The organism is Mesorhizobium sp. M8A.F.Ca.ET.021.01.1.1 (assembly GCF_003998025.1).
Lineage (GTDB): Bacteria > Pseudomonadota > Alphaproteobacteria > Rhizobiales > Rhizobiaceae > Mesorhizobium.
Window position 1 is genome coordinate 1 of the sequence record NZ_RZSJ01000370.1, and the last position, 6,099, is coordinate 6,099.

Sequence of the window (6,099 nt, forward strand, 5' to 3'; positions counted from 1 at the left end):
TCCCCGCCATTGACATAGTGGATGCCCATGGCGCCGCCGGTGATGCCGCTGGCGCAGGGAATGGGCGCATAGCCTTCCGCCGTCGCCGCGTTGACGTCGAGAAACCGGCTGTTGGCTGCCCGCACCTTTTCGGCCAGCGGATTGGCGTCCGGCGCGCCCGCCGCCTCCTGATGCGCCTGTGCGAAGGTCGTGCAGACGGCCAGCACGGCCCCCGCCATGAGAAGCCCGTTGCGAAAGTTTGATTTCATATCCATTCCTGTTGAAAAAGCACGGCTGGCCGGCCGCCGGCAATACGGCGGCGCGACAGGCAAGCGCCGTGGCTGTTGTTGCGTGGAGATCCCGAAAACGCGGCGAATGCCGGTCATCCCTTCGGCAGGTACGGGATCGTTCCGGCCAGATCGGTGTCGTCGATCAGCTGGAAACGGCTGTCGCTGCCGTCCTGGCGGGCCGAAACGAAAGGCGCATAGGCCGGATCGCTGGTGAAGGCGCGCGCCGCGGCTTCCGACGGGAAAGCCATCAGGGCGATCAGCGTCGTGTCGAGCGGCATGCCTTCGAGCGTCGTCACATTGCCGCTTCGCGACAGATATTTGCCGCCATGCTTGTGGACGAGGTCGTGCACCGAGGCGGCGTAAGCCGGGACCCACTTCGGGTCCTTCATCTTGATGTCCGCGATAACGTAAGCAGTCATTGTGGTCTCCTGGTTGCGGCGCACAGGGGTATCCCGTGCGCACCGGCCAAAGGGCTCGCATGGCAGGGCCAGCGCCAGCCAGTCCGCGATCTGTACCGGGCCGGTACAGTTTCTGTACTCGCCGCTTCAATCACGAAGGACTAATGTTGGCCGCAGGTTCGAGGGAGAGGCACAGTCATGACCCAGCACGGATACAAACAGTTCTGCCCGCTATCGATGGCCGCCGAAGTGCTGTGCACCCGCTGGACGATGGTGCTGATGCGCGAGCTCGTGGCGGGATCGACCCGCTTCAACGACCTGCGCCGCGGCGTGCCGAAAATGTCGCCGACCCTTCTGTCGCAACGGCTGAAGGAGCTAGAGTTGGCGGGGATCGTCGAGCGCAAGGAGGTCCAGGGAGAGAAAGGGATCTTCGACTACCGGCTGACCGAGGCCGGCCGCGATCTGCGCCCGGTCGTCGAGGCGATGGGGTTCTGGGGCCAGAAATGGGTCGAGTCCCGGCTGTCGCTGAAGAATCTCGATCCGTCGCTGCTGATGTGGGACATGCGGCGCAATTTGAACCCCTCGCCGCTGCCGGAAGGACGCACGGTGATACAATTTCTGTATCAGGAACTCCCCGCCTCCAAACGCTCCTGGTGGCTGATCGTCGAAAAGCACGGCGAGGTCGACCTGTGCTGGTACGATCCGGGCTTCGACGTCGACCTCTATGTCTCGACCGACCTGCACACGATGACGGCGATCTGGATGGGATTGCTCACCGTCGAGAAGGCCGGCGCGAAGGTCGTCCTGACCGGCGACCAGGCCATCGGCAGGCAGATGCAGACCTGGCTCGGCCTCAGCCCCTTCGCGGTGGAGCCCAAGCGCGCGGCGTAGGACAGCGAGGCTCATCGACCGCGATCTGCGCCGTTTGGCAGGAAACGGGTGGCGAGGCGGCCTTTTGGCGGCTTCTATGCGCTTATGTTCATCACCCTGACCAAACATCTGCAACCCGCGCCACTGCCGGTGGACGACGATCCGCGCTGGGCGCGCATCGTGGCGCGCGACAAGTCGGCCGATGGCGCATTCTGGTATTCGGTGGCGACGACCGGCGTCTATTGCCGGCCGTCCTGCCCGTCCCGGCGCGCCAACCCCGCCAATGTCCAGTTGCACGACACTTTACAACAGGCGAAGGCGACAGGCTTTCGTCCATGCCGGCGCTGCAATCCGGATGGCCCTTCGCTCGAGGCCGCCAACGTCGCGATGGTCGCCGATGCCTGCCGCAGGATCGAGGCGAGCGAGGACGAACCCTCGCTTGCCGAACTGGCTGATGCCGCCGGCCGAAGTCCCGGCTATTTCCACCGCGTTTTCAAGGCGGTCACCGGGCTGACGCCGAAAGAGTATGCAGCGGCCCGCCGTGCCGCCCGGGTCCGCCAGGGGCTGGAAGGCGGCGTCAGCGTGACATCGGCGATCTACGATGCGGGCTTCAATTCGAGCGGGCGTTTCTACGAGAAGTCGACCGGTATGCTCGGCATGACGCCGACGCGCTACCGTTCCGGCGGCGCCAATGAGGACATACGCTTTGCCGTCGGCGAGACCTCGCTCGGCGCCATACTGGTCGCGTCGAGCCGCAAGGGCGTCGCCTCGATCCTGCTCGGCGACGATCCGGACGCGCTGGTGCGCGACCTGCAGGACCGTTTCCCCAAGGCGCGGCTGGTCGGCGGCGACGGCGACTACGAGGCTCTGGTCGCCCGCGTCGTCGGCTTCGTCGAGGCGCCGGCGCTCGGTCTCGACCTGCCGCTCGACGTGCGCGGCACCGCGTTCCAGCAGCGCGTCTGGCAGGCCTTGCGGGACATCCCGGCCGGCCACACCGTTTCCTATGCCGAGATCGCGCGGCGTGTCGGCGCGCCGAAGGCGACCCGCGCCATCGCCGCCGCCTGCGCGGCCAACGCCCTTGCGGTCGCTATCCCCTGTCACCGCGTGATCCGGAAGGACGGCGCCCTGTCGGGCTATGCCTGGGGCGCGGAGCGCAAACGCGCGCTGCTCGACCGCGAGGCCGGCGGGACGGCGACGACCTACCGGTCCTCGCGGGCCTGACGAGGATTCGGCAATGCGCGCGATGGCCAGGTCTCCCACCACCGGTGCCAACAGCCAGATCGCCAACGGCGCTGCCGTCAGAGAGGACGCGAAGGCGCTGGTCATGGCCGCCATCGGCGAACTGGTCCACGGAGGCAAGGCTGAGTGGAACCGCACCGCCACCGGCGAGATCGAGCTGCGGCTGTTATCAGGCGAGGTGTTCTTGCTCGGCGAGGCCTGCGTCACGCGTGTCGCCTAGTACACCTCAGCACTCTACGGCGCCCCCCTCTGTCCTGCCGGACATCTCCCCCACAAGGGGGGAGATCGGCAGTTTTGGCGCCCCGCCCATTCTTGCAACGTTGGAAATTGGCAAAGGCGATGATGACATCCAATCTCCCCCCTCGTGGGGGAGATGTCCGGCAGGACAGAGGGGGGCGCCGTAGAGCACCTACTTTCGCCATTCAGGCGCCCGAGATTTGAATTTGAAAGCAAGCACCGGAGTGAGGAACATCCGGCCCGTGGCTAGGGTTCAGGCACACAGACGGAGTGAAGGCAATGAACCACATGCAAACCCATATGCCGGCAACGGGCGCCAGCGCCGCCCTGGACACCATCACCTATGCCATCGGCCAGTCCGCGCTTGGTCGCATCCTCGTGGCGCGCAGTCCTATCGGCATCTGCGCCATCCTGATCGGTTCCGACGCCAATACGCTGGAACAGGACCTCGCCAACCGCTTCCCCGGCAGGGTGCCGCTCGAAAACGAGGCCGGCTTGCGCGACGATCTCGTGGCGATTGCGCGCTTCATCGAGTTGCCTGGCGCCGGCCTCGACCTGCCGCTCGACATGCGCCACGGCACGCACTTCCAGCAGCGCGTGTGGGAGGCGCTGCGCACCATTCCGTGCGGCGCCAAGGTCACCTACACCGCCCTTGCCCGGCGCCTCGGCATGCCGGACGGCGCCCGCGCCGTGGCGACGGCCTGTGCCGCCAACCCCATCGCGCTCGGCATTCCCTGCCACCGCGTGCTGCGCGCCGACGGCTCGCTGTCCGGCTACCGCTGGGGGATCGAACGCAAGCGCGCCTTGCTGGAGCGGGAGGCGGCGATATGAACGCCGACGCCAGGGTTGTTGCCCCATCGCTGATCGAAGCCGCCGAGACACGCATCGCCGCCTACGACTGGCCGGCGCTCACCGCCGAGCTCGACGGCTTCGGCTGCGCGGTGATGGAAAAGCTGCTCTCACCCGAAGAGTGCCGGCAGCTCGCCGGCCTCTACCCCCAGGAGCAGCATTTCCGCAGCCACATCCACATGGCCAGGCACGGCTTCGGCAAGGGCGAATACCGCTATTTCCGCTATCCCCTGCCCGACCTGATCGGCGGCCTGCGCGGCGCGCTCTATCCCAGGCTGGCCGAGGTCGCCAACCGCTGGAACGAGCGCATGGGGATCGCCATGCGCTACCCCGCCACGCACGCCGCGTTCCTCGACCAGTGCCATGCCGCCGGCCAGGTCAGGCCGACGCCGCTTCTGCTGCAATATGTGCCCGGCGACTTCAACTGCCTGCACCAGGACCTCTATGGCGATCTCGCCTTCCCGCTGCAGGTGGCGATCCTGCTTTCGGAGCCCGGCGAGGATTTCACCGGCGGCGAATTCGCGCTGACCGAACAGCGGCCGCGCATGCAGAGCCGGGTCGAAGTGGTGCCCCTGCGCCAGGGCGATGCGGTGGCCTTCGCCGTCCACAACCGGCCGGTACAGGGAACGAAAGGCAACTACCGCGTCAATCTGCGCCACGGCGTCAGCCGGCTGCGCTCAGGCATGCGCCACACGGTCGGCATTATCTTCCACGATGCCAGGTGAATGCCGGCCTCATGCTTCCCAGTAGGGCGGGTCGCCAAACACATCGCGCAGCCATGCGGTGAGCGCGCGCAGTTTGGCCGATCCGCGCCGGTCCTCGGGAAAGGCCATGTAGATGCTGGCTCCTTCCGGCTCGGCGCCGACATCGACGCTCACCAGCCGCCCGTCGGCGATTTCCGCCTGGATGAAATAGGCGGGAAGCAGGGCCAGGCCGAGGCCGGCAAGCGCGGCATCGCGCATCAGGATCCCGTTGTTGACGCGCAACGTGGTCTGAGGGCGGACAGTCGTCAGCCGCCGTGAAACCTTGAACCGCCAGTCGGCGGCGCCCCGTATGGAATAGATGATGCCCTTGTGGCGTTTCAGGTCCTCGACCGTCCCGGGCCGTCCGAATGTCTCGAGATAGTCCGGCGCTGCCACCAGGAAGCGCCGGCTCGAAGCCAGCTTCCTGACGATGACGGGGCCGTCGTCGACCACCGGCCCGTGACGCAAAATGGCGTCGTAGCCGTCGGCCACTATGCTGACGAAGCGGTCGTCGAGATCGAGCGTCAGCTCAATCCCCGGATGCTTGGCCAGGAAGCCATACAGCGCCGGGCCGAGATGCAGGATTCCGAAACTGGTCGGCGCCGCTATTCTGAGCGGCCCGGCGAGTTCACCGCGGCGCTCGGCGATCTCGGCGCTGGCATCGGCCACCTCCTGCATGATGCGCTTGGCGCGTTCATAGAAACTTCGTCCTGTCTCGGTGATGGAAAGCTTGCGCGTCGTGCGGTCCAGCAGCTTCGTGCCGAGGCCGCGTTCGAGTTCCGACAGCCGCTCGCTGATGACGGATTTCGACAGCGCCATGCGCCGGGCCGCTTCGGTGATCGAACCGGATTCCGCCACGGCGACAAAGGCGGCGGCGGCTTCGAGCTTCAGCATTGTTCGGCTTTCCCGAATTCACAATCAGGCGACCGTCGCCTAACGAAATCAAGGGCATGGTGTCATAGTTCACAAAACCGCGATACTGCGGTGATAGAACAAACCTCCAGGAGTGCTTCATGTTTCGTGCTTTGGTCATAGTGCTCGGCTTGTTGGCAATGAGCATTCCGGCCTCGGCCCGCGTGGTCGCTTTTCCTGCCAGCTTCAAGACGCAGACGATCAAGACCAACGGCACCAGCCTGCACGTCCGTGTCGGCGGAAAAGGCCCGGCGGTCGTGCTGCTGCATGGCTTCGCCGATACCGGCGACATGTGGGCGCCGGCCGCGATTGCGTTGATGAAGGATCACACGGTGATCGTGCCGGACCTGCGCGGCATGGGCCTTTCGGCGCATCCCGACGACGGCTACACCAAGAAGAACCAGGCGGTCGACATCGCCGGCGTGATGGATGCGCTGAAGATCGACAAGGCCGAGCTGGTAACGCACGACATCGGCAACATGGTCGGCTATGCGCTGGCCGCGCAATATCCGAAGCGCATCGCCAAATGGGTCGTCATCGACGCGCCGCTGCCGGGCATAGGCGACTGGGACAAGATCAAGC

The 6,099-nt window shown here is 66.0% G+C and carries 8 protein-coding genes and 1 pseudogene; 6 read left to right on the top strand and 3 right to left on the bottom strand.

What is annotated here, in order from left to right; all coding sequences use genetic code 11:
- Together EOA36_RS24065 and EOA36_RS24070 are read right to left on the bottom strand one after the other, a co-directional pair.
- Positions 1 to 254: pseudogene (locus tag EOA36_RS24065) on the bottom strand (hypothetical protein); the annotation flags it as partial.
- 107 nt (positions 255 to 361) lie between these two features.
- Positions 362 to 688, bottom strand: a complete 327-nt coding sequence (locus tag EOA36_RS24070; RefSeq protein ID WP_127279716.1) for a DUF1330 domain-containing protein — start codon at positions 686 to 688, stop codon at positions 362 to 364.
- Positions 689 to 865: 177 nt separating this feature from the next.
- Between EOA36_RS24070 and EOA36_RS24075 the strand changes: the two genes are divergently transcribed.
- The 5 genes from EOA36_RS24075 (at position 866) to EOA36_RS24095 (ending at position 4,587) form a co-directional block, all read left to right on the top strand.
- A complete protein-coding gene (locus EOA36_RS24075; RefSeq protein ID WP_127279717.1) occupies positions 866 to 1,558 on the top strand; it encodes a helix-turn-helix domain-containing protein in 693 nt (230 codons plus the stop codon).
- Between the two features lie 84 nt (positions 1,559 to 1,642).
- Positions 1,643 to 2,758 (top strand): bifunctional DNA-binding transcriptional regulator/O6-methylguanine-DNA methyltransferase Ada, encoded by a 1,116-nt coding sequence (ada, locus tag EOA36_RS24080; protein ID WP_127279722.1) that lies wholly within the window; start codon positions 1,643 to 1,645, stop codon positions 2,756 to 2,758.
- Positions 2,759 to 2,780: 22 nt separating this feature from the next.
- Positions 2,781 to 2,996 carry a hypothetical protein gene (locus tag EOA36_RS24085; RefSeq protein ID WP_245464454.1) on the top strand — a complete coding sequence of 72 codons (216 nt, stop codon included), beginning with the start codon at positions 2,781 to 2,783 and terminating at the stop codon, positions 2,994 to 2,996.
- A gap of 296 nt (positions 2,997 to 3,292) precedes the next feature.
- On the top strand, positions 3,293 to 3,844 hold the full coding sequence (locus tag EOA36_RS24090; RefSeq protein ID WP_127279719.1) for a methylated-DNA--[protein]-cysteine S-methyltransferase: 552 nt from the start codon (positions 3,293 to 3,295) through the stop codon (positions 3,842 to 3,844).
- Entirely contained in the window at positions 3,841 to 4,587 is a 747-nt protein-coding gene (locus EOA36_RS24095) for a 2OG-Fe(II) oxygenase (protein ID WP_127279720.1), read from the top strand. The genes EOA36_RS24090 and EOA36_RS24095 overlap by 4 nt, the downstream gene beginning before the upstream one ends.
- A gap of 9 nt (positions 4,588 to 4,596) precedes the next feature.
- Here the strand turns inward: EOA36_RS24095 and EOA36_RS24100 are convergent, their stop codons facing one another.
- Entirely contained in the window at positions 4,597 to 5,499 is a 903-nt protein-coding gene (locus EOA36_RS24100) for a LysR family transcriptional regulator (RefSeq protein ID WP_127279721.1), read from the bottom strand.
- 119 nt (positions 5,500 to 5,618) lie between these two features.
- On the opposite strand from EOA36_RS24100, the gene EOA36_RS24105 reads away from it, so the two are divergent.
- The coding region (locus EOA36_RS24105) for an alpha/beta hydrolase (RefSeq protein ID WP_145969281.1) at positions 5,619 to 6,099 on the top strand (481 nt) is incomplete at its 3' end.

What these genes read in the sequence shown, in the direction of transcription:
- EOA36_RS24070 (WP_127279716.1), bottom strand. Translation starts at nt 688, where the DNA reads ATGACTGCTTACGTTATCGCGGACATCAAGATGAAGGACCCGAAGTGG.
- EOA36_RS24075 (WP_127279717.1), top strand. Translation starts at nt 866, where the DNA reads ATGACCCAGCACGGATACAAACAGTTCTGCCCGCTATCGATGGCCGCC.
- ada (WP_127279722.1), top strand. Translation starts at nt 1,643, where the DNA reads ATGTTCATCACCCTGACCAAACATCTGCAACCCGCGCCACTGCCGGTG.
- EOA36_RS24085 (WP_245464454.1), top strand. Translation starts at nt 2,781, where the DNA reads ATGGCCAGGTCTCCCACCACCGGTGCCAACAGCCAGATCGCCAACGGC.
- EOA36_RS24090 (WP_127279719.1), top strand. Translation starts at nt 3,293, where the DNA reads ATGAACCACATGCAAACCCATATGCCGGCAACGGGCGCCAGCGCCGCC.
- EOA36_RS24095 (WP_127279720.1), top strand. Translation starts at nt 3,841, where the DNA reads ATGAACGCCGACGCCAGGGTTGTTGCCCCATCGCTGATCGAAGCCGCC.
- EOA36_RS24100 (WP_127279721.1), bottom strand. Translation starts at nt 5,499, where the DNA reads ATGCTGAAGCTCGAAGCCGCCGCCGCCTTTGTCGCCGTGGCGGAATCC.